This window comes from Enterobacter cloacae complex sp. IR5418 (genome assembly GCF_049238105.1).
Taxonomy (GTDB): domain Bacteria; phylum Pseudomonadota; class Gammaproteobacteria; order Enterobacterales; family Enterobacteriaceae; genus Enterobacter; species Enterobacter hormaechei.
In genome coordinates, this window is record NZ_JBMKHS010000027.1 from 41,073 (window position 1) to 63,646 (window position 22,574).

The window sequence follows — 22,574 nt, forward strand, 5'->3', positions numbered from 1 at the left end:
ACTATATCCCTGTAAATTCGGGGTTTCCGTGAGTGATTGGTATCGGCGTGTAACCATATGTACAACGCCGGGGCGGCACCCCGGCGCGTTCGGTTACAGGTAGCGGGACGTCAGGTGTTCGCGGAAGTAACGGATGTTAAGATCTTCACCCGTGGCCTGGGTGATTAACTGCGATGTGCTGAAACGGCTGCCGTGCTGCCAGATATTCTGCCGCAGCCAGTCGAACAGCGCCGAGAAATCACCCGCGGCAATGGATGCCTGCAACCCGGGCAGCGCAGTTTTAGCGGCATGGAACAGCTGTGCCGCATACATTGCTCCCAGCGTGTAAGACGGGAAGTAGCCAAAACCGCCGTCGGTCCAGTGGATATCCTGCATACAGCCGTTGCGATAGTTATCTTTGGTGGATAACCCAAGCCATGCCTGCATTTTCTCATCCCATAACGCGGGAATATCATCCACTTCAATTTCGCCATTGATCAGCGCGCGTTCGATCTCATAGCGCAGCACCACGTGTGCCGGGTAGCTCACTTCATCCGCATCAACGCGGATGTATCCCGGCTTAACCCGCTGGTTCCAGGCAATAAAATTCTCTTCACTGAATGCCGCCTGACTGCCGAAACGGGCATGCACCGCCGGAAGCAGATGCTTCAGGAAAGCGTCGCTGCGGCCCAGCTGCATTTCAAAGAACAGACTCTGGGATTCATGGATCGCCGTAGAGCGCGCCAGCGCAACGGGCTGACCGGCCCACGCTCGCGGAAGGTTTTGCTCGTAGCGGGCATGTCCGGTTTCGTGGATCACGCCGAAAAGCGCGCTGAGGAGTTCATCTTCATCGTAACGCGTGGTGATACGCACATCTTCCGGCACGCCGCCGCAGAACGGGTGGGCGCTTACGTCCAGACGACCGCCGTTAAAATCGAAGCCAAGCATTTTCATCGCTTCCAGGCCCAGCTCGCGCTGGGTGGCGGTCGGGAAGGGACCCTGTGGCGGAACGAACGAGCGTTGCGCCTGTTTTTCCACAACCTTTGCCAGTAACTCCGGTAGCCAGGACTTCAGATCGCCAAACAGCCCATCCAGGCGGGCGCTGGTCATGTCGGGTTCGAAAATATCCAGCAGCGCGTCGTAAGGCGTACAGCCTTTGGCCTCGGCGCGCAGGCGGGCTTCTTCACGACTGAGTTTGACCACCTCTTTCAGGTTGGCTGAGAAGCCCTGCCAGTCGTTGGCCGGACGCTGAGTGCGCCAGGCGTGTTCACACTTGCTGCCCGCCAGCGATTTGGCCTCCACCAGCGATTCCGGCAGTAAAGTGGCCTGCTGGTAATGGCGCGTCATTTCACGCAGGTTGGCCTGCTCAACGTCGTTCAGATCTTCGTCTGCCGCCGCCGCCAGCCATTCACCCACTTTTTTATCGGTCAGGATCTGATGTTGCAGAACGCTCATCTCCGCCAGCGCTTCACCGCGCGCGGCGCTGCCGCCGGGCGGCATCATGGTAAACATGTCCCAGCTGGCGATGGAGGAGAGGTGAGAGAAGCGGGAGAGGCGCTGGAAGGTGCGGGTGAGTTGTTGATAAGAAACGTTTTTCTTCATAGTTTTTGTTCTCGTTCGGTTGAAAGTGTCTGGGGAGTGTAACGCGATTTAAAGAGGAACCGTGCACTTTTGATGTCAGGGGCGTGAAGCCCCTATCAATTCAGTCGTAGAGCCATTTTCCAGCTTTTGCGGACTCAGCAAACATTCTTACGGTTAACGGTATGCGGGTTGCTTCCACCTCTTCCCGTTTCAGCTTAAACCAGCGCTGTAGTAATGGTGTGTTCTGCCAGGGGAAATAACGAGACCAGTTAACACCAGATAAGTCCACGTTAAACTCTTTCTCGTACCGGTTTAACGCATCGTGGAGGTCATCGCCGGGTGAACCGAATAAATCAGAATCGAGTTCAAGCGGAACCTCTTTCCAATGGTCATCCAGATAGCCTGGAATTTCATCCCGAAACATAAATAATACGTCGTCTACAATACTCATTAGAACGATGTCCACGCTATGCGATCTTTTGGTCGTGCAATTAAATTGTATTTTTCTTGCGTACGCGTTGAAACTCGATGAAGGGTAAGTGCAAGGGAGGCCCACCCCAACCAGGGAATGTAGCGGCCAATGACTGCCGCAAGTTTGTTAGTTGGCTGCATCCTGACTCCAACGGGTGTGGGGATCTTTATCCCGAAAGGAAGACGTGCGTCCCGTAAAATTATTCGAGCGTACTTTGAAACAACGCTTGTCCCCAGAGTAGCGCCTTTAGGTTTTGCCCGAGTACCTAGCCACGGTTGTCCACCCAAAATAGCCGCACCAGAAACGGCATCTATCCCCAACTCCATACAGAATTCCTCCAGAAAAATAATCTCAAGTAACTCGCCCGGAGTGACGTTTGAATGGCCTCTGTAGAAATAAGTTCCGTTAATCTCTTCCGTTGTATCCATACCTATACCTCAGTTACGCTGTCGCCCGCTCATTCCATGCGTCAGAGAAAATGATATTTCCATCGTTATGTTTCCATGTGATTTTCTCGTAGCGCAATTCAACCGTTTCGAGGTGGTTGTTATTATTGTCGCCCGGCGCGGCCATGGCAGGTGATACTGAAACAATCCGCACGTCCTCGAGAAGAATATTGAAGTACTCCGCTTCCAGACCTGCATCATTAATCTTGTAGAACTTGAGTTCGGCTTTTTGCAGAGCTTGACCAGTGGCGACTGCTTTATAGAGATAGGGTGATGAATAATCGAATTCCTTAACAATCATCATCGGGGAGTGGATGCGCTTACCTGTAGGTTTACCTGTCAGATTATCGGTCGGCGTGAAAAGATTATGGTGAAAACCTTTAAATTCAATGCTGTACTCCCTCTGCTGTACGTCGCAACCGCCTTTGATCAGCGCACCACCGTCATCGTACAACCACATGTTGCCTGGAATAGCCATTTTAAATCCCTCTTTTCATAGAATGGAGTCGATGAGCTTACAGAGAAAGGGAAAGGTGATAAATACACGAAATGGTAATAACACATTGATTATGCTTAATTTTAAATTAAGCATAATTAACGTCAAAAGCAAGCCCCGCACAATTACGTTCATGCGGGGGATAAAGTTAATCTATTTCAGACGTTTATGCAGGCTCGCGCCCACCAGCAACGCCGCGCACAGCATCAGCGCGATAAATCCGCCCACGCCGTTCCAGCCGTAGTGATGCCAGAACACCCCGCCGAGCGTACCGGCAATGCTGGAACCGAGATAGTAACTGAACAGATACAGGGACGAAGCCTGACCTTTAGCGCGGCGCGCGCGCGGGCCAATCCAGCTGCTGGCAACGGAATGCGCGGCAAAGAAGCCAGCAGAGAAGAGTAGCATTCCGGCAAAAATCAGCCACAGAGAAGAGAAAAGCGTCATCAGCAGTCCGAACAGCATCACGGCGGTGGAAACCAGCATCACCGGACCACGGCCGAAGCGCGCGGTCATGGCGCCCGCTTTTGGCGAACTCCATGTCCCGGTGAGATACGCCACAGAGAGCAAACCCACCAAAGCCTGGCTGAGATGCCACGGGGAAAGCATCAGTCGATAGCCAATGTAGTTAAACAGCGTCACGAACGAACCCATCAGCAGGAAGCCGGTCAGGAACAAACGGGGTAGCCCCTGATCGCGCCAGTGCAGGCGAAAGTTGATAAACAACGTCTTCGGACGCAGGGAGGTTGGGCGGAAATGACGCGATTCCGGCAGAATTTTCCAGAACATCAGCGCCGAGGCAAGGGCGAAGCAGCCGATAACGGCCAGCGCAATGCGCCAGTTAAAGAAATCGGTAAACACACCGCTCAGCAGGCGTCCGCTCATCCCGCCGATAGAGTTCCCGCTGATGTACAGCCCCATGGAAAAGGCCACGAAACTCGGGTGGATCTCTTCGCTGAGATAGGTCATCCCGACCGCCGCCACGCCGCTGAGGGATAGCCCAATCAACGCGCGCATGACCAGAATGCCGTGCCAGCTGGTCATCATGGTGGACAGTAAGGTACACACGGAGGCCAGCATGAGCGCCGTTACCATGACCTGCTTACGCCCGATGGCATCCGAAAGTGGCCCGGTGAACAGCAGACCAATCGCCAGCATCCCGGTTGAAATGGAAAGCGAAATACTGCTGCTGGCTGGCGACACGCCAAATTCATGCGACAAAACGGGCAGGATCGGCTGAACGCAGTAGAGCAGGGCGAAAGTGGCGAGACCCGCTGAGAAGAGCGCCAGCGTGACGCGCATAAACTGGGGAGTACCACGTTTTATAAACTGAACCGGCTGCGGTGCTGCGGGTAAATCATCAATGTCGCTGGCCGGTGCGATATCAATAGTTGTTGTACGGCTCACACATAATCCTTGCTTATACATCCCCGTGGTTTCTGGTGACGGGTATGACCACAAGATTAGGGTAGGAAAATGTAAATATTCTGTCTAATATATTAATAATCTCAAATGATACTTTATAAATATGAATATCGAGCTGCGCCATCTGCGCTATTTTGTCGCCGTTGCTGAAGAGCTGCATTTTGGTCGTGCGGCGGCCAGGCTGAATATCTCCCAGCCACCGCTAAGCCAGCAGATCCAGATCCTGGAGCAGCAGGTAGGGGCGCGTCTGCTGGCGCGAACCAACCGCAGCGTGAGCCTGACGGCGGCGGGAAAACAGTTTCTCGCTGATAGTCGGCAGATCCTGAGCATGGTGCAGGACGCCGCCGCCAGAGCGGAACGGCTTTATCTCGGTGAGGCGGGGGAGTTGCGCATCGGGTTTACGTCATCGGCCCCCTTTATCAGCGCCGTTTCAGAAACGCTATCCTCGTTTCGCCGTCACTTTCCGGATGTGCATATTCAGACGCGCGAAATAAATACCCGGGAGCAAATAGCGCCGCTTAACGAAGGAGCGCTCGACCTGGGGCTGATGCGTAACACCCAACTGCCCGATACCCTGGCATGGCAGGTGATCCTGCGCGAACCGCTGATGGCGATGATCCCCCGGGATCATCCGCTCGCCGCGCAGCACAGCGTCACGCTGGCTGAACTGGCGAAAGAGCCGTTTGTCTTTTTTGATCCACAGGTAGGTACCGGGCTGTACGACGATATTCTGGGTCTGATGCGGCGATATGGCCTTGTCCCGACTATCGCGCAGGAGGTGGGGGAAGCCATGACGATCATTGGTCTCGTTGCCGCAGGGCTTGGCGTGTCGATTCTTCCGGCCTCGTTTAAACGGGTGCAACTGCCGGAAATGCGCTGGGTGACGATTGCCGAGCAGGATGCGGTCTCGGAGATGTGGCTGGTGTGGTCTAAACATCATGAGCAGAGCCATGCGGCACAGCGTTTCAAAGAACAGTTAATAACCGCTTCTCACGGGCGTTATTTATAGGGAAAAGCGGGCAAAAATGTGCAGTAAATCACATGGCTAAGTAAAAATTTGACGTCAGCCATTGAAGTGCTTCACCATAGCCCTCAGTTTATTTCGAAGCTCGAAAATAAGGGAGTACGAGGTGGTTGCTGATAGTCAGCCAGGGCATATCGATCAGATCAAGCAGACCAACGCGGGCGCCGTTTATCGCCTGATTGATCAGCTTGGTCCGGTTTCGCGTATCGATCTTTCGCGCCTGGCACAACTGGCACCCGCCAGTATTACCAAGATTGTCCGCGAAATGCTGGAAGCCCATCTGGTCCAGGAGACGGAAATTCAGGAGCCGGGCAGCCGTGGCCGTCCGGCGGTCGGGCTGGTGGTGGAAACGGAAGCCTGGCATTATTTGTCACTGCGCATCAGCCGTGGGGAGATCTTCCTGGCGCTGCGCGACCTCAGCAGCAAGCTGGTGGTGGAAGACCGGCTGGACCTCCCGCTCGATGCAGAGCAACCCCTTCTCGATGCCATTCTGACCCATATCGACCAGTTCTTTATTCGTCATCAGCAGCGCCTTGAACGTTTAACCGCGATTGCGATCACCCTGCCGGGAATTATTGATACCGAAAATGGTATTGTGCACCGCATGCCGTTTTATGAAAACGTCAAAGAGATGCCGCTGGGTGAAGTGCTGGAAAACCACACCGGTGTGCCGGTCTATATTCAGCATGATATCAGCGCCTGGACAATGGCGGAGGCGCTGTTTGGCGCCTCCCGTGGCGCGCGGGACGTGATTCAGGTGGTGATTGACCACAACGTTGGCGCTGGTGTGATCACCGACGGGCGTCTGTTGCATGCTGGCAGCAGTAGCCTGGTGGAGATCGGCCATACGCAGGTCGATCCGTACGGAAAACGCTGCTACTGCGGTAACCATGGCTGTCTGGAGACAATTGCCAGCGTCGAAAGCGTGCTGGAGCTGGCGCAGGTGCGGCTCAGCCAGTCGATGAGCTCCACGCTGCACGGGCAACCGCTGAGCGTCGACGCCCTGTGCACGGCGGCAAGGCAGGGCGATCTGCTGGCGAAGGACATCATTACCGGCGTGGGCAATAATGTCGGGCGCATTCTGGCCATTATGGTGAACCTGTTTAACCCGCAAAAAATATTGATTGGCTCCCCGCTCAGCCAGGCGGCGGATATCCTCTTTCCGGCGATTTCCGCCTGCATCAACCAGCAGGCGCTGCCCGCTTATAGCAAAAATATCGTGGTCGAGAGTACGCAATTTTCCAACCAGGGCACGATGGCCGGTGCCGCGCTGGTAAAAGATGCGATGTACAACGGCTCGTTGCTGATTCGCTTGCTTCAGGGCTAACTCTTTTCCAGAGATGTACGAAAAATTGCGCTATCTCAAGCCGGGTAGCGCATGCTTCCCGTAGACTTTCCCCACTGAATTATTTACCTGGTTTATATTTTTTTGAAGCATACCCAAGAGGTGGAATGAGTCATGCTTAAGCGTTTCTTTATTACTGGTACGGATACGTCTGTCGGGAAGACAGTCGTATCCCGCGCGCTACTTCAGGCCCTGGCGGCAAGCGGTAAACGCGTTGCAGGATACAAGCCGGTTGCAAAAGGCAGTAAAGAGACGCCGGAAGGGCTGCGCAATAAGGACGCCCTGGTTCTGCAAAGCGTCTCGTCTCTGGACCTGCCTTATGATGCCGTCAATCCTATCGCGTTAAGCGAAGAGGAAAGCAGCGTTGCCCATAGTGGGCTTATCAACTACAGCCTGCTTTCTGATGGCCTGGCAAATCTGAGTGAAAAGGTTGACCACGTTGTCGTTGAAGGGACCGGCGGCTGGCGCAGCCTGATGAACGATTTACGTCCCCTTTCCGAGTGGGTGGTGCAGGAGCAATTGCCGGTGATTATGGTTGTGGGCATTCAGGAAGGATGCATCAACCATGCCTTGCTGACGGCACAGGCTATCGCCAATGACGGCCTGCCGCTGATTGGTTGGGTGGCGAACCGTATTAACCCGGGCCTTGCGCACTACGCTGAAATCATCGACGTGCTGAGCAAAAAACTGCCTGGCCCGCTGGTGGGCGAGCTGCCTTATCTGCCTCGCGCCGAGCAGCGCGAACTAGCGCACTACATCGATCTCTCGGCTTTCGGCGGTATGCTGGCCGTAGATCGAGTCGTGGCGTAGCGTTCTCGATAATACCGACGCCACAACACAGGCAACCAGCAAACCGGGAAGTAAAAAATACTGCCCGGTCATTTCACATACCATCAAGGCCGACATGATTGGCGCATGCGTTGTGGCGGCGAGCAGCGTCGCCATTCCCGCCAGCCCAAGCAGGATCGCCGTCTCAGACCCGGGAAACCACAGCGCAACTATCTGTGCAAACAGCATTCCCGTCGCCATACCGACGAACAAGGTCGGCGTGAACACGCCTCCCGGTGCGCCGGATCCGCTGCTTGCCAGCACCGCCAGCAGCTTGCAGATAAAGACCCCGGCAATCACCGACAACAGCGGCGGCGACTGCAAAAACGCCTGAACCACGCTGTAGCCATTCCCCCATACCTTCGGCGTCAGCAGCGACAGCAGTCCGACGATCAGCCCCCCCAGCGCCAGCTGCCACGGCGGTGAAAGTTTGAGACGCAGAAACAGCCTGTGGCTGGCCGCCATGAGCCACATCAACAGCGGGCCGCAAACGCCAGCCAGCAGACCCACGCCAACTATCAGGAAATAATCCACCGCCGTAAGCATCTCGCTGAGATGGACATCATATAGCGTATTCGCGCCGGGACTTAACAGGCGCGTGGTAAGCAGGGCCACCACAGCGGCAATCACCACCGGGCCGAGGGAGGCCAGCATCAGCGTGCCAAACAGGATCTCTGCAATAAACAGGCTGCCCGCCAGCGGCGCATGATAGGCGCTGGCCATCCCGGCGGCAGCACCGCAGGCGATCCACAGTTTCCATTCCGATTTCGGCGTACAACGTTGTGCAAAAAAGGAGGCGGCGAGGGCGGCGAGCAGGATCATGGCGCCTTCACGGCCAATAGCGCTGCCGCTGGCGACCACCAGCAGCGACGCAAGGGATTTCACCAGGCTGGCGCCGTAATCAAACTGCCCGTCCCCCGTCTCCAGCGCTTCCATATAATCGGTGGGGGCGTGTGGACGTTGGGCCGTCATGCGCTGCCATCCCCACAGCAGCATGCCCGCGGCCAGACCACCCAGCGCAGGCGTCAGCGCCCGCCGCCAGGGCGATAACGCGGCTGCGGCGTTCACCAGGCTTCCGCTTTCGTTGCTGAGGAACAGCCACTCCAGCAGATACATGCTGTGGCGGAACACCGCAACGGTCAGCGCCGCCAGCACGCCGGTGACGGTAGCAATCAGGAGACGGCGAAACATCGCGTGGATGTCGGGGTATGCGTGAAGACGTTGCATGAGGTCGTGATTACGTGAGAACAAAACAATATTGTGATGGGAAAACGTGAGGTTAGCAAAAGGTATGCGTGCGGATTTGGAAGGGAATAAACAGGACTGAGGTTAGCTTAATAAATGCAGGATAATCTCAAGAGTGTTTCAATATTTAATCTATTGAAATCAAACGTTTTTACTCTGATGGCGGCGGTGGTAAAATGAGATCCATTTTCCAGGGATAGAGAATATGCGCAAATGGGATACCGTACCGATAATTATGGACGGGGGCAGGCACTCGAAAATGACAGGACAACCACCGGCGCCAGATGTATTGCTTCCATCACGGACAGCACTGAATTTGGCCGCAGAATTCTCAGGGTAGGTGATAAAACCACCCCCTGCCCCAGATGCGGAAAACGGGAAGTGATCGTATCTGGTGAGCCACGCGTAAGTTTTCACGGTGTACCCGTAGCCGTTCATGGGTCAGAAGTGCATTGTGGGTGTCCACCGGGTTCGAACAGGGTGATTGCCCCGGCCGGTCAGTGGCTGGGACGTGGACGTGACCCGGTTGATGTTGCCAGGGAAGAACACGCCGCAAAGCTGGCAGCGAAAAAGCAGGCCGAAGAAAAGCGCAGGGAGGAGGAAAGGGAGCGCAACCGGGTATTCGCAAAATCCTGTCTGCGCGGCGATGGCTGCAATGATGCCGGTGACCAGCGCGAACCCCACACGAATTTTGCCGATATGGCATTTTTTCAGACCATGCCCGCCAGCGACTCCGCAACCGATTCAGATGCTCCGCAGCATGCACAGACTGCTAAAAAGAAAAAGCCGGAAGATATTCCCGGACCGAAGAGGCGCAGCGCTCTCTGGCGCTGGTGGAACGGCAACCATGAGGAAATGGATTACCAGGCCGCCGTTGCCGTCGCGTCTTCTGCTGCACGGGCGCAGACGGCCACGGCAGGCGCAAGCCTGCTGGAGCTGATAAGCGGCAGGGCACTGACCTACGGCACCTGGGCTGTGCGTGGCGCTGTTGCCGGACCCGGTGCACCCGTGGCAGGTCTGCTGGTGGGGATGATGCCCGGCAGGCTGAATGACGGCGAACAGGACTTCATTGACCGTATGCGCCTGGAGCAGATGAACGAAGCCCCGAGCCGTGTTCGCTATACGTGGGAGAACGACAGCAGGGGGAACCCGGTGCCGCATGGATGGCACACACCACCTGGCCGGGACAGTGTGCGCGTCAGAAAAATGGAGTATGACAGCAGACAGCAGGCGTACACCTTCACCACGGAGGAAGAACCACGTATCACCATCGTCTGGACGCCTGACAGAACGGGCGAGGAAAAGCCGTGGAATACCGGCAACCAGGCGCGGCCGGTGCTGCCGAACCCGGTGGTTGTTGACCCTCTGCCGGATAACACCAGAATAACGGCGACCACCAGCCCGGGACCGGAGGAAAAGAGTTTCGCGGATTACATTCTGATCCTGCCGTTCCCTGATCAGTCGCCGATTTATATCTACCTGAGCAAACCGCCGGTGGAGTTTCTGGAGGTCGAGCTATACAGTGACTTTAAACGCCGTTCGCGGCAGGGGAAATATGAGGCGGATCATATGCCGTCAAGAGCTGCCGTTGATGCCTATCTGAGAGCCAATTATCCGTTGCTAGACGATGACGAAATACTTGCGCTGACTGATAAAGTTGCTGCCATCGTAATCCCGAAAAATATGCATCAAAAAATAAGCGAGACATATGGTGGACGTAATACGCCTATACAAATTGAGCTTGACTCGAGGAACCTCAGGGCAGCAGTTGACCGCAATCTGGATGCCATAAAACCGGCATTGAAAGAACATGGAGCGACCGAAATCCAGATCGAAGCAGCAAGGGTAAAAATGCATAAAATAAACACTGAAACGGGGTTATACAAATGACGGTAAACGTTGAAGCGCTGATAAATAGTCTGGGTAAATCTTATCAATTTATGCTTGATAAGGATTTAATTCCGTATAAGTCTCCTCCTAAGGGAGCTTCTGGAACGCCAACCATTAATCTCGAAATGGCTCATGAAGGAATTTTTCTTTCTTTCTGGCGGGAGGGCCGGATACTGAAATCTGTCACACTCAGAATTCAGCACGAACCTGCGTCCAGTTGGACATTTCCTAATGAACTACCAGCACCTTTGCAGGCATCTATGTCACGCACATGGGTTAATGAAAATCTTGGTAAGCCTCTACGAAGTGCGCCGCCTTACGCTGTTATGAATAAGGATTATGGCTGGACAGACCTTTATGAGGTAAAGGATTACGATATTCCTGCCAGTATGCAAATTAATTATGATGTGGCGGATAGCGTGAGGTCTATAACCTTCATGCTAACGTCAGAGCTTCGCTGGTAGGCGTATTCAGTATGTTACAAGTGAACAGGCGAAACGTGTGGTATTGGGGGTTATAATCTAAGTAAAAATCAGGCGCTTCGGTTCGAGTGGTTAGTGGGGAAAAGTTTTGTTTCAGAGGATATTACCTTACAGATCTCTGAAGGAGGAATTTAAGATCTTAACTATTTTTCCTGCTGGAATGATGACGCGGCACGAAGGGCTACTATGTTTTAATAGCCCTCGATTCGGTTCTGGTGCTTAGCTCTCGCTATGAATATTCAACGCCCGGCGCGTACGCCCTGAACTCAAATACTCCGCGATATAATCCTGGGAAATCTCGCCGTTATAGCGCCCGTCCTCGTCCACAATCGGCATCCAGCTGGTGTTGCTCTCATACAGGCGAGAAAGCACCACGCGCAGGTTGTCCTCTGCCTTACCGGTCATGCGGAACGGATGCAGAATATCCCCACAGCTGCCGCTGGCGTTACGCGCTTCTCGGCGCTTCACAAAGCCGAGCGGTTTGCCGTGCTCATCAACCACGGTAATGGCGCGAATATCGTTGTCATCCATGGTGGCGAAGGCCTCCGGTAGCGGCGTTGATTCGCGTACCGTAATAGTCGGTTGCTGGTCGGTGACGTCGCCCGCCGAGACCAGCAGCAGGCGTTTCAGCGTCCGGTCCTGACCAACAAACGAGCCGACAAACTCATTCGCGGGTTTCGCCAGCAGTTCGTCCGGGCTGGCGCACTGCACGATACGACCCTGGCGGAAAACGGCAATACGGTCGCCCAGCTTCAGCGCTTCGTCAATATCGTGGCTTACCAGCATCACGGTCTTTTTCAGCTTGCGCTGCATCTCCAGGAACTGGTTCTGGATCACCTCACGGTTAATCGGGTCGACTGCACCGAAGGGTTCATCCATCAGCAGGACCGGTGGATCCGCCGCCAGCGCGCGGATGACGCCGATACGCTGCTGCTGGCCGCCGGACATTTCGCGCGGATAGCGGTGAAGGAATTTATGCGGATCCATTGCCACCATGTCCATCAGCTCTTCGGCACGGGATTTACAGCGCGCTTTATCCCAGCCCAGCATGCGCGGCACGACGGTAATGTTCTCTTCGATGGTCATGTTCGGGAACAGGCCAATCTGCTGGATCACGTAGCCAATGTTGCGGCGCAGGGTCACGGTGTCCATCCCGCTGGTGTCTTCACCGTTAATCAGGATGTTCCCGCTGCTTGGCGTAATAAGACGGTTAATCATCTTCAGGGTAGTGGTTTTCCCGCAGCCGGACGGGCCGAGCAGCACACACATTTCCCCTTCGGGCACGTTCAGGTTGACGTTGTCGACGGCCTTAAACGTCTGGCCGTGTTTCTGTGAAAATTGTTTGGTGAGGTTTTCCAGTTTTATCATTATCGAATCCCCTTCGGAGTCAGTACCACCTGCAAACGGTGCAGCAACCAGTCGAGCACAATCGCTAAAAGACAAATCATCAGCGCGCCCGCAATCAACATACGAATATCACTCCCGCCAATACCGTTAAGCAGCAGCAGGCCCAGACCGCCCGCGCCAATCACGGCGGCAATCGCCATGACGCCGATGTTCATCACCACGGCGGTGCGGATGCCGCCAAAAATCACCGGCAGCGCCATCGGGATTTCCACCCAGCGCAGACGCTGCCAGAAGGTCATGCCGATGCCGCGTCCTGCTTCACGCAGGCCCGGCGGCAGGCTTTCGAGTGCCGTGTGGGTGTTACGCACAATGGGCAGCAGCGAATAGAGGAATACCGCCGTAATCGCGGGCAGGGCGCCAATGCCCTGACCGATCAGCGAAAAGAGCGGGATCATCAGGCCGAAAAGCGCAATAGACGGGATGGTGAGCACAATGGTGGCAATCCCCAGTACCGGCGTTGCCAGCCATTTATGGCGGACAATTAAAATGCCCAGCGGTACGCCAATAATGATCGCCAGGCCCACGGCGAGTGCCACCAGCCACAGGTGTTGCAGCGTCAGGGTTAAGAGATAGTCCCAGTTGTCGAGAATATAGTGAATCGTCTCCATAGCGCCTCCTACAGCAACTGTTTGCTATGCAGGAAATCACGGGCGACCTGCTGCGGTGACTGATGGTCGATATCCACCTTCTTATTCAGTTCGGTGATAACGTCGTTATTCAGCTGGGCTGAGAGGGTGTTCAGCGCCTCTGCCAGCCCCGGGTTGGCCTCCAGCGTGTCTTTACGTACAACTGGCGTCACGGCGTAACTCGGGAAAAAGCCTTTATCGTCTTCCAGCACTTTCAGATCGAAGCCCTTCACGCGTCCGTCGGTGGTGTAGATCAGTCCCGCATCGACGAACCCGTCACGCACCGCGTTATAGACCAGCCCCGGATCCATCTGGCGGATCTGCGGACGGTCCAGCTCGATGTTGTAGGCCGCCTGCAACGGTTTCATCCCGTCGCTACGCCCGGCAAATTCCAGGTCAAGGCCCAGCAGCCAGTTGTTATCCGGATCGGTTTTACGGATCTGCTCAATCTTTGCCACCATCTCTGACATGGTGTTGATATGTTCAGCCTCGGCGCGCTTGCGCTGCATGGCAAAGGCATAGGTATTGTTCATATCGGCAGGTTTAAGCCACACCAGGCCGTGCTTCGCGTCAAGGCGCTTAACCGTCTCGTATGACTCCTGCGGTGACATGCGTTTATTGATGTGGTTGAAGATGATCAGCGACGTACCGGTGTACTCCCAGGTCATATCAATCTGCTTGTTGATCATGGCGTTACGGGAAATCACCGTCGCAATATTGGTCTGCGGCTGAACCTGAAACCCTTTCTTTTGCAGATATTGCACGGTCATGGCCGAAAGAATGTGCTGCTCGGTAAAGCTCTTGGTCGCCAGGATCAGCGGCGCGGCGAGCGCCTGGCTGGAGAAGAGCGCAGCGGCGCACAGCGCCGTCAGGCCGGAAAACAGTCTCATAGAAGCTCCTTGTTATAATTATCGCGCGAGATGCGGGCTGAGCAGTCGACCCAGTGCCGACAGCAGCGTATCCAGAATCAGAGCGAACAGTGCGGTGGCCGCCGCGCCCAGGATCAGCGTCGGGAAATCATTGAGATAAATACCCGGGAAAATCAGCTCGCCGTAGCTGCTGGCGCCGATCAGGAATGCCAGCGGTGCAGTACCTACATTAATCGCAGTGGCAATGCGGATACCGGAGAGCATTACCGGCCAGGCGTTAGGGAGTTCGACCTGACGCAGGCGCTGCCATTTGGTCATGCCGATGCCGTTGGCCGCTTCCAGCAACGATGCGGGAACAGAGCACAGCCCGGCATAGGTGTTACGCACAATCGGCAGCAGAGAGGCAAGAAAGAGGGCGATAATGGCCGGTTTATCACCGATGCCAATCACCACCATCGCCAGTGCCAGAACGGCCAGCGGCGGCAGGGTGTTGCCTACGTTAAAGATTTGCATAACATATTCGGCGATACCACGCGCGGCCGGACGGCTTAGCAGAATGCCGCTTGGAATGCCCACCAGCAGGGCAAAGAACATTGATGAAAAGACCAGAATGAGGTGCTGTTGCCCAAGGTAGAGCAGGTCAACCTGGCGCGCCTTAATCGTCTCCAGTCCGATTCCCCAGGTGAGGAGAGCGAGAACCACGAGAATTGCGCCGACAAAAAGCAGCGAGCGTTTAACTAATGGGTGCATTGCGGTGTGTCTCCCTGTGCGCATGCGTTATAGCAACCATCGGTTGCCTGTTGTTATGCCATGTTTCGGCAGGGGTACTTCACCTATAGCAAGCGAAACGGAAGGGTTCCAGCGGCGGGGGGAAATCAGTAACCCTATGAAATTAGTGACAACCTGTATGAAGCCTTATGGCATAAGGGCTGTCAGCGGGCAGGCAGAATAGTCTTAAAGAAGCCCGCCTTATGTGACAACGTCACGTTAGGCGGGATGATTACACCTGTCGACTGAGCGCAGCGCGCACCTTTCGCACACGCCACGAGATGCGGACGATAGAGAAGGCGGCGACGAGGACCAGTATCAGGCCCAGCGCCAGCATCGCGTGGAATCCAAACGCTCTGAACAGGATCAGCCCCGCGATCCCGCCGGTAATAAAGGAGAAAAGGGTGGTTAAATGGGTTGTGAGCTGGCTTTTTTGCGCGGCCGTGTCTTTGGAATAGTCCCGGCGCAGCATGGCGACCATAACCGAGGCCAGCGAAATGCCTGCATCGGTTAGCGTGCCGGTAATGTGCGTGGATCTCACCCGACCACCGGATAGCTGAGTGGAGGTGGAATTATGAATTCCCATTAACCCGCACAGGAAAATAATGATCTCCTGATTCGTGGCGGAGGAGTGGAAATACATTTCGTACAGGGATACCCCGACCAGTAATAGCCCTTCAACCAACAGAACCTGGCTGAATACCAGCCGGACGTTGTGGATAATCCCCCAGATAACAATAATCCGCGCAACAATGGCGCCGGTGACAAACGAGAGAATAATAGCGCCAAAAAACAGAATATCGCTGAGATCGGTAGAAGAAACTTCGCTGGATAACTGCGAGGTATTGCCCGTCATATGAGAGGGAAAAAAGCCGAACGCACCCAGCGCAATGGCATTCAGCAGTCCCGCGGAGGTCGCCAGCCAGAGTGCAAGACGGCGATCCTCCTGATGCGTGCGTTCTTTCTTTAATTTAATCAGCAAAGAATACCTCCGGTTTGAGCTTTGCCTGAATTCTCACGCTAACAAAGCGATGTCGCTGGCTGACCAGGATATTGCTTAATTATTATTTCAACAGGAGGTATGCGAGGTTTTGTAATTAAATAAAATAACCTTGTTAATATAATGCCTTATTTCGGAATACGCGACGCCATAAAAGTCAGCGCCATTGCACTCAGGAGTAATATGCCGCTTAAAGCGAAGGTGCTCTGCCAGCCAAAGGTATCAAACACCACGCCACCCGCCGTGGAGCCAAGCGCAATGGCGAGTTGGATCACCGCGACCATCAGCCCACCGCCAGCCTCGGCATCTTCCGGTAACGTACGGGCGATCCACGTCCACCATCCCGTGGGGGCCGCAGTTGCCAGCATTCCCCAGAAGCCTAACAGCAGGGCCACGATCCACAGGCTGTCCCCGGTCAGCATTAATATCCCCGCAATCACCGCCATTAGCAGCGGTATGGCCATTAAGGTGAGGTAAAACGCGGCATTCAGGACCAGCGCGACGATCAGCGTGCCGATGAAACCTGCGATACCGATGGTGAGCAGGATCAGCGATAAGCCGGAAGGACTGACGTGGGTGACGGTTTCGAGGAAGGGGCGCACATAGGTAAATAAGGCAAACTGTCCCATGAAGAACAGGCCGCATGCCATCAGACCCACAGAAACCGCAGGCTGGTGGAACAGGCGAAATACACTTTTACGTGGCGACTGGCCCTGGTTCCCGGCCATATCAGGCAGGCTAAAATATTGCCAGATGAATGCCACAATCGCCACGGGAACCAGGCAAAGAAACGCGCCGCGCCAGCCAATGGTCGAGCCGAGATAACTGCCCAGCGGGGCGGCGACCACCGTCGGCAGCGCGTTGCCGCCGTTGAAAATCGCCAGCGCACGAGGGACCTGATGCTGAGGCACTAGCCGTATCGCGGTGGCAGCAGACATCGACCAGAAACCGCCGATGGCGATGCCGATCAGCGCCCGGCCTGCCATATACATCAGAGCGTTTGGGGCGAAGGCGATAATGATCCCTGACAGCGCCATCAGGACGGTCATGCCTGAAAGAAGATGTTTGCGATTCATATTCCCGGCAAGCCGGGAAAGAAAAAGGCTGGTCAGGACAGCCAGCGCACCAGAGATAGCGATCCCCTGGCCTGCCATCCCCTCCGTCACTCCTAAATCTCTGGCGAGGGGCGTAAGCAGACTGACGGGCATAAATTCCGAGGCAATGAGGACAAAAACGCACAGGGTCATGGCAAAAATACCGCCCCAGTGTGCAGGCTCAGCATCACGGGATGAGGGTTGATTGAGTGTAGACATAGGTGTAATTCACGGCGAAGAGAAGATAAGCCCCCTGGAGTGCCGGGGGCTAAGAGAATTAATTCAGACTGGTTTTGAAGAACTGCTCAAACTGCGCGAAGGGGATTTTTCCTGCAACGTTATCGTAGAGATCAACGTGATTCGCACCGGGAACAATCACCAGTTCCTTCTGTTTGCTGCCGACAGCGTTAAATGCATCTTCCGCAAAATAACGTGAGTGCGCATTTTCACCGGTCACAATCAGCGTTGGGATGGTGATCTCCCCGGCATAGCTCAGCAGCGGCATATTCATAAAGGACAACGGCATGGTCGCGGTCCATGCGCCGGTGGAGTTTACGGAACGGGCATGGAAGCCGCGCGGCATACGGTAGTAATCATAGAACTCTTTCAGTACCGGATGCGGATCGGCGGGCAATGCTTCCGGCAGAATACGCTCGGTCGCCGTCACCTTACCCGTTTCATCGACATGAATATCGTGGCCGCCATGGGCGAAGGCACCGCGTTCAGCATCTTTCCAGCGTTGCGCATTCAGATACTGCAACACGGCCCGACGATCCGCCGCTGAATAACGATCTTTCCCGTCGCCCACGCCGTGACCCATTGCGCGGCTCATATCGTACATTACGCTGGTGGCGACCGCCTTCACGCGGGTATCCATGGATGCCGCGTTCAGCGCCATACCGCCCCAGCCGCAGATGCCGAGAATGCCGATACGGTTACGGTCGACTTCTTTCTGTAATCCGAGGAAATCCACTGCGGCGCTAAAGTCTTCGGTGTTGATGTCAGGGGAGGCAACGTTACGCGGCTGACCGCCACTTTCACCCGTGTAGGAGGGGTCGAAGGCCAGGGTCACAAACCCCTGCTCAGCCAGAGTCTGGGCGTAGAGACCGCTGGATTGTTCTTTAACCGCACCGAACGGTCCACTGACGGCAATCGCCGCCAGCTTCTGGTCGCCGCTGTTCCTGGGAATGTACAGATCGCCCACCAGGGTGATCCCGTATCGGTTCTCGAACGTCACCTTGCGATGGTCGACTTTATCGCTCTCGGCGAAGGTTTTATCCCAGGTTGTCACCATCGAAACAGGGGCGTCAGGATTACGTGTTTCTGCATAACTCATTGTTGTCACTCCACTTAATGATGCACATAGCAGCAGCGCAACGGACAGTTTTTGGGGGAATGTTTTCATAAGAGGTACCGTGTGTTGTTGTAATGCGGTCATTATAGTTAGCAGAAATAGTGCTGATTAGAGGCCGAAAGCTGCTAGGATTAATAGCATATTGTTATAAATGGATGAGGCATGATGGCGAAGCGGGAAAACTATAATGAGCTGTATCTGTTTATCCAGGTGGTGCGGGAGGGGAGCTTCACGGCAGCCGCGCAACGGCTCGGGCTGGCACAATCCGGGATCAGTCGATCGGTTCGCGAGCTGGAAGAGCGGCTGGGCGTTCGACTTCTGGTGCGTACCACGCGCAAACTGTCGCTGACTCATGCCGGGGAACAACTTTACCAGACCGCCGGTTCAGCCTTTGATGCGCTCGATACCGGGCTGACAAGACTGGCGCATTACCGCCAGACGCCGTCCGGCACGGTGCGCATTAATGCCAGCCAGCACGCCATCGAAAAATGCCTGCTGCCGAAGCTCGCTATCTTCAAACAGCGTTATCCGGATATCCGTCTGGAATTGATGAATGAGAGCCGGTTCGTGGATATCATTGCCGAGCGATTCGACGCGGGCGTCCGGCTGGGGCCGGAGGTGGGACAAGGCATGATTGCCGTGCGCATCACGCCCGACATGGAGATGGCTGTGGTTGCCGCCCCGGCGCATTTTCGGCGCTATGGTTTCCCGCAGACGCCCGCCGATCTGGATGCGCATCCCTGCATTGCCTACCAGTTTGCCGACGGTAACCACTATCAATGGGAGCTTGTTCAGGACGGGAAGCGAGTTACTCACCGCCCTGAAGGGCAATGGGCCTTTTCCGACAGCTACATGGAGGCCGAAGCGGCCCGGCTGGGACTCGGGCTGGCCTATGTACCGGTTGAGCTGGTGGCTGACGATCTGGAGCGTGGCGCGCTAATACGCGTCTTGCAGCGCTACAGCCTGCGGATGGACGGGCTTTACCTTTATTATCCACACCGCAACGTGTCCCCGGCGCTGAGAGCGGTGATTGATACGCTGAAAATTTAGGGTGCCCTTTGCGCTATGGCCTATACAGCCCCAGCGTTTGTGATACGCTACTATTTTATATAGCGCGGCTCAACTAAGGCTATGAAATGACAAAAATAACGCCAGAATATACGGTAGTTGACTTATCACGTTGGGCAAGAAAGGAACACTTTGAAGTATTTCAGGGCTTCGCTCAATCCACATTTAACCAGACGGTTCAGCTGGACATTACCGTACTGCTGAAACACATCAAAGAGGTTGGCTGGAAATTTTATCCTGCGATTATTTCCCTTATTTCTCACGTCGTAAACCGGCATCCGGAATTCCGTATGGCTATGAAGGATGATGAGCTTGTAATATGGAATGAGGTTCATCCAAGCTATACCCTTTTCCATAAAGAAACGGAGACATTTTCATCGTTGTGGAGTCATTACGATGGGAATATTGACCGTTTTCAGCGCGTTTATGCAGAAGATGTCGCCCGTTATGGCAATATCCTTGCTTACTGGCCAAAGGAAGAGTCCCGGGAAAATATATTCTTTATATCGGATATTCCGTGGGTCAGTTTTAGCAGTTTTAACGTCAACGTCGCTAACATGCGGAATTTTTTTGCGCCCATGTTCACGTTTGGAAAATACTATAACCAGGATGGGAAAGTCTTGTTGCCTTTCGCCGTTCAGGTTCATCATTCTGTCTGTGATGGCTTCCACGTGGCAAGGCTAATCAACGAGTTGCAAGCGCTGTGTGATAATTTACCGCACCAGTCAGAAGCGCTCGACGTGTGATTCACGTGTTTTTAACAAACGCCTGACGAGGGGAAATAATGGAACCGAATTTTACGCCAGAACAGATTGAAATGATTAACCGCGTTGTTTTCGAGCAGATCGAGATGATGCACGAGAAGGTGGCTGAAATAATTGCAGAGACAGAGACGGCAGCGCATCAACGCCTGAAGGATAACGGGATCGCTATGACGGATTTCTGTCCTGCGAATAAAAATTTCCTGATGATGACCCTTGTGCAGGATCTGATAGATAAAGTGCACGGTGGTGATATGGCCCTGGCCAAAACAATGTTAACCATGGAAGCAAAAAGGCTGAATATCAGCGTAAACGTTGAGGCGGACAAATCGCGTTAACAGAACGTATTTCAGGACTACGGTTGATGCCTGTCAGATTCTGTAAGACGGCAATAATAAAGCCGCGAGCCGTTTCCGGCCCGCGGCGGCAGGACAGGTGATGGTCTGACGATCAGGCGGCTTTAACAGCCCGGATTTTTTTGCTGCCATCCGCATCTGACACTGTTTTATCCGTTGCAGCGTTTTGCTCAGGAAGCTTGCTGGTACGCAGGATATGCTGCACGGACTCTTTCTGCTCGGCGAGATACAGACCAAGGTTTTCCGCCTGCGTTTCATCCATCTGCATTCCGCTTTGCAACAGCCAGTCGGTGAACGCTTCTGCCATATCGAGCAGTTTGTCGTGAGCGTCAGCCTCTTTCTTACTGGCAAATGTCATTTTCTCTTCACCTTTTCTTACGACAACAAATTTTGTTTCAACAGCCATTGTGCACCCCCGTATACTGTAATTATATACAGTATAGCAGTTGTGACGTTGTGTTGCAGCAAAAATGTGCGAACCTGGCTTGCACAACGAATGTACAAGCCAGTCGCTGTTATCGGTACAGCGTTTTTTCGGCAATCGGGATCAGCAAAGTGGACTGCCAGTCTGCCAGCGTCAACCGGGCAAGTTTACCCAGCGCGGTGTAGAACGGATGGCCCGCGTTTTCAACGAATACGGTCAGGAAACGCGTACTCCATGGCAGCAGATGCCAGGCAAGGAGCTGGTCGCGTTCTGTTTCGCGACCGTTCTCGGCAAGCCATGCCGCCAGCATCAGCAATGTTCCAAAATGATCTTCTGGCTCATTCTGCTGCATCTCAAAGGCGATATGGTTTTCACGCATCCACTGACGCAACGCGAGGGTCGACTCGCCAAACAGCACGGACTCGCGATCAAGCCAGACGGAGCCCCATGGGGGGGCGGGCAGGGCATACGGGCCAATAAACAGACGCTGCCAGGCGTCTTTCAACGCTTCGTCCGACGGCGTCTTAAACATTTCGGCGACGGGCAGCAGGCTTTCCTCCGTCAGCGGCCAGTCCTGAACCCAATCACCTGCGGTCAGGGCACTCACCAGCGGCGCGGTCTGCTCGCTCTCTGGCGAGAAATAAAACAGCGCGCCCAGTACCCGGGCGCTGAACGCGAACGATTCGCGATGTGATACGTCATTCATTACAACTTTCCTTACTTGTGCGCGGGTAGCTCCGCACACCGGTGTTAACCTGCAATTGCTAACCCTGCGGTCATATGCAGACCATAAAATAGCCCACGGCCAATAAGCTCAGCCAGCACCACCAGCACGACACCTGCAAACAGGCCGAGCGTTTTCGGCGCCTGACGACGAATAAGCGGGCAGATCCAGCAGCCTAAACCCGCCGCCAGCAGCGCGATGCGCCATACCTGAAGTGAACCATAATCCGGTAGCAGCGCGTTGGCCTGCTGGATGGAACTCTGTATCGTCCCCAGCGTAGTGCTTTGCAATACGACGACCGCCACGCAGACAATGATCGCCAGTACGCTGGCAGACGCGGCAAGGCTAGCTTTGTATGTCACGTTTGCGACGCGAAGCAGCAGCGCGGCCAACAGAGGACCAGCAAGAACCATCGTCAGGAAGAAGCTCAGCGTGGTGTAACCCGTGTACCAGGTCGGGACGGTCTCAATCTGATAAACCCGGGTCATGGCCCAGACAAAAACAATGCCCAGGATCTGGCTGACAACCAGCCAGATTTTGCCTAAAGCAGGGGGCATTTTACCGATAACCGACACCAGCCACCAGAAACCGCCTGCGGCAAAGAAGATCGAACCCGCCGCGATCTCATTACTCAGCGCTGACGCTCCCACGCGGTTAAGCGAGTTGAAGGCACGCAGCGGAGAGCCAAGATGCAGTACCGAGGCCATAAAGCCAATACCCATTACCACCCAAAGCAAAAACAGGCTGCGCACAATGCGCATTCTGGCCTTGTCATCGTTTTCCTTAAGCCAGACGAAGCCCATTACGATTAACGCGCCAGCCACGCACTGCCCGAAAACGGTGAAGATCACCAGCGGCCATTCATGCCATCCACTTCCCATCTCACACCTCCTTCGGGTTTGCCAGGTAG

Annotated in this window: 24 protein-coding genes; 8 read left to right on the top strand and 16 right to left on the bottom strand. The window is 54.7% G+C overall.

Going from position 1 to position 22,574, the window contains the following annotated elements:
* Window positions 1–93: 93 nt before the first annotated feature.
* From ACOTX7_RS18270 to ACOTX7_RS18290, 5 genes are all read right to left on the bottom strand, one after another.
* Complete coding sequence (locus ACOTX7_RS18270) at window positions 94–1,581, bottom strand: carboxypeptidase M32 (RefSeq protein WP_221813619.1); 1,488 nt, start codon at window positions 1,579–1,581, stop codon at window positions 94–96.
* 100 nt (window positions 1,582–1,681) lie between these two features.
* Complete coding sequence (locus tag ACOTX7_RS18275; protein WP_205922901.1) at window positions 1,682–2,026, bottom strand: DUF1493 family protein; 345 nt, start codon at window positions 2,024–2,026, stop codon at window positions 1,682–1,684.
* Window positions 2,011–2,460 (bottom strand): STM2901 family protein, encoded by a 450-nt coding sequence (locus tag ACOTX7_RS18280; protein ID WP_047353949.1) that lies wholly within the window; start codon window positions 2,458–2,460, stop codon window positions 2,011–2,013. The genes ACOTX7_RS18275 and ACOTX7_RS18280 overlap by 16 nt, the downstream gene beginning before the upstream one ends.
* Before the next feature lie 13 nt (window positions 2,461–2,473).
* Window positions 2,474–2,956 (bottom strand): Hcp family type VI secretion system effector, encoded by a 483-nt coding sequence (locus ACOTX7_RS18285; protein WP_221813618.1) that lies wholly within the window; start codon window positions 2,954–2,956, stop codon window positions 2,474–2,476.
* 171 nt (window positions 2,957–3,127) lie between these two features.
* Entirely contained in the window at window positions 3,128–4,381 is a 1,254-nt protein-coding gene (locus tag ACOTX7_RS18290) for an MFS transporter (RefSeq protein WP_047353947.1), read from the bottom strand.
* Between the two features lie 121 nt (window positions 4,382–4,502).
* On the opposite strand from ACOTX7_RS18290, the gene ACOTX7_RS18295 reads away from it, so the two are divergent.
* The 3 genes from ACOTX7_RS18295 (at window position 4,503) to bioD (ending at window position 7,578) form a co-directional block, all read left to right on the top strand.
* Window positions 4,503–5,408: a LysR family transcriptional regulator gene (locus ACOTX7_RS18295; RefSeq protein WP_221255909.1), complete on the top strand. Its 906-nt coding sequence runs from the start codon at window positions 4,503–4,505 to the stop codon at window positions 5,406–5,408.
* Between the two features lie 121 nt (window positions 5,409–5,529).
* On the top strand, window positions 5,530–6,750 hold the full coding sequence (mlc, locus tag ACOTX7_RS18300; protein ID WP_032673489.1) for a sugar metabolism global transcriptional regulator Mlc: 1,221 nt from the start codon (window positions 5,530–5,532) through the stop codon (window positions 6,748–6,750).
* A gap of 132 nt (window positions 6,751–6,882) precedes the next feature.
* Window positions 6,883–7,578, top strand: a complete 696-nt coding sequence (gene bioD, locus ACOTX7_RS18305) for a dethiobiotin synthase (RefSeq protein ID WP_039273683.1) — start codon at window positions 6,883–6,885, stop codon at window positions 7,576–7,578.
* Here bioD and clcB read toward each other — a convergent pair.
* Complete coding sequence (gene clcB, locus ACOTX7_RS18310) at window positions 7,513–8,823, bottom strand: voltage-gated ClC-type chloride channel ClcB (protein ID WP_221255910.1); 1,311 nt, start codon at window positions 8,821–8,823, stop codon at window positions 7,513–7,515. The genes bioD and clcB overlap by 66 nt on opposite strands.
* Window positions 8,824–9,054: 231 nt before the next feature.
* Between clcB and ACOTX7_RS18315 the strand changes: the two genes are divergently transcribed.
* Both ACOTX7_RS18315 and ACOTX7_RS18320 read left to right on the top strand, forming a co-directional pair.
* The gene (locus tag ACOTX7_RS18315) at window positions 9,055–10,731 is read left to right on the top strand and encodes an S-type pyocin domain-containing protein (RefSeq protein ID WP_221813617.1); all 1,677 of its coding nucleotides are present in this window, start codon (window positions 9,055–9,057) and stop codon (window positions 10,729–10,731) included.
* Window positions 10,728–11,195, top strand: a complete 468-nt coding sequence (locus ACOTX7_RS18320; protein WP_221813616.1) for a DUF6392 family protein — start codon at window positions 10,728–10,730, stop codon at window positions 11,193–11,195. Before ACOTX7_RS18315 ends, ACOTX7_RS18320 begins: the two co-directional genes overlap by 4 nt.
* Before the next feature lie 237 nt (window positions 11,196–11,432).
* Here ACOTX7_RS18320 and osmV read toward each other — a convergent pair whose 3' ends face one another.
* From osmV to ACOTX7_RS18355, 7 genes are all read right to left on the bottom strand, one after another.
* Window positions 11,433–12,581: a betaine/proline/choline family ABC transporter ATP-binding protein gene (gene osmV, locus ACOTX7_RS18325; protein ID WP_205922898.1), complete on the bottom strand. Its 1,149-nt coding sequence runs from the start codon at window positions 12,579–12,581 to the stop codon at window positions 11,433–11,435.
* Window positions 12,581–13,228, bottom strand: a complete 648-nt coding sequence (gene osmW, locus ACOTX7_RS18330; RefSeq protein ID WP_221255911.1) for an ABC transporter permease — start codon at window positions 13,226–13,228, stop codon at window positions 12,581–12,583. Before osmW ends, osmV begins: the two co-directional genes overlap by 1 nt.
* Window positions 13,229–13,236: 8 nt before the next feature.
* Window positions 13,237–14,136, bottom strand: a complete 900-nt coding sequence (gene osmX / locus ACOTX7_RS18335) for a glycine betaine ABC transporter substrate-binding protein (RefSeq protein WP_221255912.1) — start codon at window positions 14,134–14,136, stop codon at window positions 13,237–13,239.
* A gap of 18 nt (window positions 14,137–14,154) precedes the next feature.
* Entirely contained in the window at window positions 14,155–14,865 is a 711-nt protein-coding gene (gene osmY / locus ACOTX7_RS18340) for an ABC transporter permease (protein WP_221255913.1), read from the bottom strand.
* A 250-nt stretch (window positions 14,866–15,115) separates the two neighbouring features.
* The gene (locus tag ACOTX7_RS18345) at window positions 15,116–15,865 is read right to left on the bottom strand and encodes a YoaK family protein (RefSeq protein WP_213828726.1); all 750 of its coding nucleotides are present in this window, start codon (window positions 15,863–15,865) and stop codon (window positions 15,116–15,118) included.
* A 146-nt stretch (window positions 15,866–16,011) separates the two neighbouring features.
* On the bottom strand, window positions 16,012–17,196 hold the full coding sequence (locus ACOTX7_RS18350; RefSeq protein ID WP_221255914.1) for an MFS transporter: 1,185 nt from the start codon (window positions 17,194–17,196) through the stop codon (window positions 16,012–16,014).
* Between the two features lie 58 nt (window positions 17,197–17,254).
* A complete protein-coding gene (locus ACOTX7_RS18355; RefSeq protein ID WP_221813615.1) occupies window positions 17,255–18,382 on the bottom strand; it encodes an alpha/beta hydrolase in 1,128 nt (375 codons plus the stop codon).
* A 114-nt stretch (window positions 18,383–18,496) separates the two neighbouring features.
* Here ACOTX7_RS18355 and ACOTX7_RS18360 point away from each other — a divergent pair, with 114 nt between their 5' ends.
* The 3 genes from ACOTX7_RS18360 to ACOTX7_RS18370 all read left to right on the top strand — a co-directional run bounded on the left by ACOTX7_RS18360 (window position 18,497) and on the right by ACOTX7_RS18370 (window position 20,498).
* The gene (locus tag ACOTX7_RS18360; RefSeq protein WP_047353939.1) at window positions 18,497–19,381 is read left to right on the top strand and encodes a LysR family transcriptional regulator; all 885 of its coding nucleotides are present in this window, start codon (window positions 18,497–18,499) and stop codon (window positions 19,379–19,381) included.
* Window positions 19,382–19,467: 86 nt separating this feature from the next.
* Window positions 19,468–20,145 carry a type A chloramphenicol O-acetyltransferase gene (gene catA / locus ACOTX7_RS18365; protein WP_047353938.1) on the top strand — a complete coding sequence of 226 codons (678 nt, stop codon included), beginning with the start codon at window positions 19,468–19,470 and terminating at the stop codon, window positions 20,143–20,145.
* Window positions 20,146–20,183: 38 nt separating this feature from the next.
* Window positions 20,184–20,498, top strand: a complete 315-nt coding sequence (locus tag ACOTX7_RS18370) for a nitroreductase (RefSeq protein WP_221255916.1) — start codon at window positions 20,184–20,186, stop codon at window positions 20,496–20,498.
* 112 nt (window positions 20,499–20,610) lie between these two features.
* Here ACOTX7_RS18370 and ACOTX7_RS18375 read toward each other — a convergent pair whose 3' ends face one another.
* The 3 genes from ACOTX7_RS18375 to ACOTX7_RS18385 form a co-directional block, all read right to left on the bottom strand.
* Window positions 20,611–20,922 (bottom strand): YebG family protein, encoded by a 312-nt coding sequence (locus ACOTX7_RS18375; RefSeq protein WP_213828721.1) that lies wholly within the window; start codon window positions 20,920–20,922, stop codon window positions 20,611–20,613.
* A 109-nt stretch (window positions 20,923–21,031) separates the two neighbouring features.
* Complete coding sequence (gene dmsD / locus ACOTX7_RS18380; RefSeq protein ID WP_221255917.1) at window positions 21,032–21,646, bottom strand: Tat proofreading chaperone DmsD; 615 nt, start codon at window positions 21,644–21,646, stop codon at window positions 21,032–21,034.
* Between the two features lie 44 nt (window positions 21,647–21,690).
* Complete coding sequence (locus ACOTX7_RS18385; protein WP_221255918.1) at window positions 21,691–22,545, bottom strand: dimethyl sulfoxide reductase anchor subunit family protein; 855 nt, start codon at window positions 22,543–22,545, stop codon at window positions 21,691–21,693.
* Window positions 22,546–22,574: the final 29 nt, after the last annotated feature.

Coding starts and splice junctions, on each gene's coding strand:
- clcB (WP_221255910.1), bottom strand. CDS start 8,823: ATGCAACGTCTTCACGCATACCCCGACATCCACGCGATGTTTCGCCGT.
- ACOTX7_RS18370 (WP_221255916.1), top strand. CDS start 20,184: ATGGAACCGAATTTTACGCCAGAACAGATTGAAATGATTAACCGCGTT.
- osmV (WP_205922898.1), bottom strand. CDS start 12,581: ATGATAAAACTGGAAAACCTCACCAAACAATTTTCACAGAAACACGGC.
- catA (WP_047353938.1), top strand. CDS start 19,468: ATGACAAAAATAACGCCAGAATATACGGTAGTTGACTTATCACGTTGG.
- bioD (WP_039273683.1), top strand. CDS start 6,883: ATGCTTAAGCGTTTCTTTATTACTGGTACGGATACGTCTGTCGGGAAG.
- ACOTX7_RS18320 (WP_221813616.1), top strand. CDS start 10,728: ATGACGGTAAACGTTGAAGCGCTGATAAATAGTCTGGGTAAATCTTAT.
- dmsD (WP_221255917.1), bottom strand. CDS start 21,646: ATGAATGACGTATCACATCGCGAATCGTTCGCGTTCAGCGCCCGGGTA.
- osmW (WP_221255911.1), bottom strand. CDS start 13,228: ATGGAGACGATTCACTATATTCTCGACAACTGGGACTATCTCTTAACC.
- ACOTX7_RS18295 (WP_221255909.1), top strand. CDS start 4,503: ATGAATATCGAGCTGCGCCATCTGCGCTATTTTGTCGCCGTTGCTGAA.
- ACOTX7_RS18360 (WP_047353939.1), top strand. CDS start 18,497: ATGGCGAAGCGGGAAAACTATAATGAGCTGTATCTGTTTATCCAGGTG.
- osmY (WP_221255913.1), bottom strand. CDS start 14,865: ATGCACCCATTAGTTAAACGCTCGCTGCTTTTTGTCGGCGCAATTCTC.
- ACOTX7_RS18350 (WP_221255914.1), bottom strand. CDS start 17,196: ATGTCTACACTCAATCAACCCTCATCCCGTGATGCTGAGCCTGCACAC.
- ACOTX7_RS18285 (WP_221813618.1), bottom strand. CDS start 2,956: ATGGCTATTCCAGGCAACATGTGGTTGTACGATGACGGTGGTGCGCTG.
- ACOTX7_RS18385 (WP_221255918.1), bottom strand. CDS start 22,545: ATGGGAAGTGGATGGCATGAATGGCCGCTGGTGATCTTCACCGTTTTC.
- ACOTX7_RS18315 (WP_221813617.1), top strand. CDS start 9,055: ATGGGATACCGTACCGATAATTATGGACGGGGGCAGGCACTCGAAAAT.
- ACOTX7_RS18270 (WP_221813619.1), bottom strand. CDS start 1,581: ATGAAGAAAAACGTTTCTTATCAACAACTCACCCGCACCTTCCAGCGC.
- osmX (WP_221255912.1), bottom strand. CDS start 14,136: ATGAGACTGTTTTCCGGCCTGACGGCGCTGTGCGCCGCTGCGCTCTTC.
- ACOTX7_RS18375 (WP_213828721.1), bottom strand. CDS start 20,922: ATGGCTGTTGAAACAAAATTTGTTGTCGTAAGAAAAGGTGAAGAGAAA.
- ACOTX7_RS18280 (WP_047353949.1), bottom strand. CDS start 2,460: ATGGATACAACGGAAGAGATTAACGGAACTTATTTCTACAGAGGCCAT.
- ACOTX7_RS18355 (WP_221813615.1), bottom strand. CDS start 18,382: ATGAAAACATTCCCCCAAAAACTGTCCGTTGCGCTGCTGCTATGTGCA.